The organism is uncultured Salegentibacter sp. (assembly GCF_963972535.1).
Taxonomy (GTDB): Bacteria; Bacteroidota; Bacteroidia; order Flavobacteriales; family Flavobacteriaceae; genus Salegentibacter.
On record NZ_CAXAVR010000164.1, the window covers coordinates 1 to 4,207 of the forward strand.

Genomic DNA, 4,207 nt, shown 5'->3' on the forward strand with positions numbered 1-4,207 from the left:
AGGTGAACCATAGGTTTCCATTCCCAAGGAAATTCCGGCTTTTATCAACTCGTGACCTGAAGGGATAGAAGAAGAATTCAACCGAAGCGAACGGGCGTTGATCTCATCTACCGGCGCCTTTTCCTGCAAAATTTTCTCTATTTCAGCGTTAGAATACGCATCATTAACCCGAACATCAATTACCAGATCCACGTGTCCCGGCACTACGTTATGCTGGTTGCCGGCATTGATCTGGGTTACCGTAAGTTTTACTTTCCCCAAAGCTTCAGATTCCTTCGGAAAATCAAATTCCTCAAACCATTTTAAGACATTTGCTGTTTTATAAATTGAATTATTATCATTGGGATGAGCGGCATGTGAAGGAGTTCCCTTTACTTTTGCGTCAAAAACTACAAGACCCTTTTCGGCAATTGCCAATTGCATTAAAGTAGGTTCTCCAACAATCGCTACATCAACTTTCGGCATTTTTGGTAACATACAGGCAATCCCGTTTTTGCCGTTAATTTCTTCTTCCCCGGTCCCGGCAAAAATAAGATTATACTTAAGGTCTTTGGATTCATAAAACCAGGTAAACGTAGCGAGTAAAGAAACCAGGCATCCACCAGCATCATTACTACCCAACCCATATAATTTCCCATCTTTAATTTCGGCTTCAAAAGGGTCCCGGGTATAAGCTGAATTTGGCTTTACGGTATCATGATGGGAATTTAGGAGCAAGCTAGGCTTGTCTGGATCAAAATATTTGTTGGTAGCCCAAACATTATTTAAATGCCGATAAAAGGTCATCTCTTTAGTACGAAACCAGTCCTCAAGTAATTCGGCTGTTTTATCTTCTTCCTTTGAGAAGGATTGCGTTTTAATGAGGTTTTTTAGTAATTCTAAAGCATCCCTTTGTAATTCTTCGAGCTTCATCAATTCGTGATTTTAGTATAAACAGATTCCTTTTTTAATAGCCTGAAATCTCCCAGGAATATATTTTTAACGCCGCCTTCAACCGCCTGGAAACAATTATGTAGTTTAGGCAGCATCCCGTCACTTATCACTTTCTCCTGGAGCAATTCTTGGTATTTTTCACTGGTAATTTCTTCAATTACCGAATTATCGTCTTCGGCATTAGCCAGCACACCTTTTTTCTCAAAACAGAAATAAAGTTCGGTTTCATAAATTGAACTCATCGCCTTGGCGATTTCCGCAGCAACAGAATCGCCATTAGTATTTAAAAGTAATCCTTCAGCGGTACAGGAAATTGCCGAAAAAACGGGTGTAATATTCTGTTTTAAAAGTGAATTTATAAATTTTGAATTAACCTTCTCCACATCTCCTACAAAACCAAAATCGACTTCCTGCACAGGACGTTTTTTAGAAATAATACTCATACCGTCGGCACCGCTCAAACCTATGGCGTTGTTTTGAAGTCCCTGGAGTTTGGCCACAATATTTTTATTGATGAAACCTCCATAAACCATAGTGATCACCTTAATCGAATCGGCATCAGTGATTCTACGCCCCTCAAACATTTGGGTTTTAAAACCTAGCTTTCCTGCAATTTCGGTAGCGAGGTTTCCCCCGCCGTGAACCAGGATTTTGGGACCATCTAAAGCAACAAAATCGCCCAGAAAAGCTGAAAACTTAGTTTCATTTTCAATAAGCTTCCCTCCTATTTTTACAACTTTTAAAACTTCGTTTTTCATAATTCCTTAATTCCGTCAATTCAAGTTCGATCAAACTACATACTGGTTAAGCATTTTTACCTAATTCCGTTTGCTTTACCTTCTCTTCTAAAATCCTTTTTAAAACAGCTTGTGCAGCGAAAGTTCTATTTCCCGCCTGTTGAATTACTACCGAGTTTTCTGAATCAAGAACTTCATCAGCAATCACCATATTTCTTCTTACCGGCAAACAATGCATCACTTTTGCATTATTGGTTTGCATTAATTTTTCTGCTGAAAAAGTCCAGGTTTTATCCTCGCTTAATTTTTGCCCATATGCTTCATAACTGCTCCAATTTTTCACATACACAAAATCGGCCTCTTTTAAAGCTTCGTCCTGGTTGTGAATTACAGGAATGTTTTTAGTGATTTCAGGATTCAAATCATAGCCTTCAGGATTGGTGATCACAAAATCAACATCCAGAACTTGCATAATTTCAGCAAAAGAATTGGGTACACTTTGCGGTAATGCTTTTGGATGTGGCGCCCAACTAAGCACAACTTTTGGCTTATCTTTTTTATTTAATTCTGAAATTGTAATCGCATCGGTAAGTGCCTGTAATGGATGACCGGTAGCACTTTCCAGATTTACAACAGGTACAGAAGCATATTTTTTAAAACTATTCAATACTGTTTCAGCTTCATCTTTTTCTTTATCCTGTAGATCAGGAAATGCTCGTACCGCGATGATATCGCAATACTGTGACAAAACCGCAGCAGCTTCTTTGATATGTTCAGCTTTATTTGAGTTCATAACCGCGCCGTCTTCAAATTCCAGTTTCCAGCTATCACTTCCGGCATTCATTACCATCACTTCCATTCCCAATAATTTTGCCGCTTTTTCAGTACTTAAACGCGTACGTAAACTGGGATTAAAAAATAGCATTCCAAGGGTTTTTCCTTTACCGATTTCCAAAGTAGGAGTGCCTCTCTTTAGTTCCAGCGCTTCAGTAATTAATTGCTGTAAATCTTCTATATCTGATAATTCTGTGTAATTCTTCATTTTATTGATTTTTTCCTGCAAGGTCTACGAGACCTTGTAGGTTTTTATTTCATACATACCTACAAGGTTTTAAAAACCTTGCAGGTATTATTTTAAGTCTAAAACAATTTTCAAAGCTTTAAATAACTCATCAAAATGTTGTTTTTTAATATTTAAAGGAGGTAGAATTCGTAGTAATTTTTTGTTCGCTGAAGCCCCTGTAAAGATCTGATGCTTAAATAAAAGCTCTTTTCTTATTTGCGCGATCTCAAAATCGAATTCTAACCCAATCATCAATCCGCGACCTTTGATTTTCTGAATCTGGGGAATTTCAGCCGCTTTTTCCTTTACATATTCAAATAATTCAGCCGCATTCTTCAATAAATTTTCTTTCTCAATAACCTCCAAAACCGAAATCCCTGCGGCACAAGCCAGATGGTTCCCTCCAAAAGTGGTTCCCAACATTCCCGATTTCGCTGAAATAGCATTATCTATTAAAACACCACCAATTGGAAATCCGTTCCCCATACCTTTGGCGATAGAAATAATATCAGGACGAATATTATGTTTTTGAAAGGCGAAAAAATCTCCTGTTCTGCCGTAACCCGATTGTACCTCGTCTGCAATCAGGACTGAATTATACTTTTTACATAATTCAGCTGTTTTTTGGTAAAACTCAGTTGAAGCTTCATCCAAACCACCAACTCCTTGTATCACCTCAAAAATAACTGCGGCCACATCGCCCTTTTTCAACTCGTTTTCAAGAGCTTCAATATCCTCAAAAACAAGTTTTGTAGCTTTATGGTTCTTATTGAAGGGTGCTTTGATGTTTTCATTATCGGTCACCGCAACCACTCCTGATGTTCTTCCGTGGAAAGCATTTTCAAAATAAATAACACGGTCTTTACCAGTATAAAAAGAAGCGACTTTTAAAGCATTTTCATTGGCTTCAGCACCAGAATTACATAAAAACAGGCTGTAATCTTTTATTTCTGCAATTTTTTCCAACTTATCGGCAAGTTCATTTTGTAAAGGATTTTTAACCGAATTGGAATAAAAACCCAGTTCAGAAACCTGTTTAGAAATGGAATTCACATAAGCCGGATGGGAATGTCCAATCGAGATTACAGCGTGCCCCCCATATAGGTCTAGATATTTCCTATCCTCTTTATCAAACACATAAGCGCCAACACCTTTTATCGGCGTAATATTGTAAAGCGGATAAACATCAAATAAGTCCATAGTTAATCGGTTGTTATCGTGTTTATTTTTTTAAATGAAGCCTGTATCCCTTTTATTAAAGAGGAGCTAAGGCCATTGTGTTCCATTTCATTCAAACCTTCAATGGTACATCCACGTGGTGTGGTTACTTTGTCTATTTCTTCTTCGGGGTGTTTACCAGATTCTATAAGCAAGCTGGAAGCACCCAAACAGGTTTGCATAGCCAGTTGCTGTGCGTCTTTAGCATCAAAACCAAGTTGTACCGCTCCCTGGGTGGTAGCGCGTATAAGCCGCA

The 4,207-nt window shown here is 38.2% G+C and carries 5 protein-coding genes; all 5 read right to left on the reverse strand.

The features are described 5' to 3' along the window. The coding region (locus tag AACZ30_RS13165; RefSeq protein ID WP_339649917.1) for a M20/M25/M40 family metallo-hydrolase at positions 1-912 on the reverse strand (912 nt) is incomplete at its 3' end. Then, positions 912-1,691: an acetylglutamate kinase gene (gene argB / locus AACZ30_RS13170; protein WP_339649918.1), complete on the reverse strand. Its 780-nt coding sequence runs from the start codon at positions 1,689-1,691 to the stop codon at positions 912-914. The genes AACZ30_RS13165 and argB, both read right to left, overlap by 1 nt. A gap of 46 nt (positions 1,692-1,737) precedes the next feature. Next, complete coding sequence (locus tag AACZ30_RS13175) at positions 1,738-2,712, reverse strand: N-acetylornithine carbamoyltransferase (RefSeq protein ID WP_339649919.1); 975 nt, start codon at positions 2,710-2,712, stop codon at positions 1,738-1,740. Positions 2,713-2,799: 87 nt separating this feature from the next. Beyond that, on the reverse strand, positions 2,800-3,933 hold the full coding sequence (locus tag AACZ30_RS13180; RefSeq protein ID WP_339649920.1) for an aspartate aminotransferase family protein: 1,134 nt from the start codon (positions 3,931-3,933) through the stop codon (positions 2,800-2,802). Positions 3,934-3,935: 2 nt separating this feature from the next. Continuing rightward, positions 3,936-4,207 (reverse strand): pyrroline-5-carboxylate reductase dimerization domain-containing protein (locus tag AACZ30_RS13185; protein ID WP_339649921.1); only part of this gene is annotated, 272 nt, incomplete at its 5' end.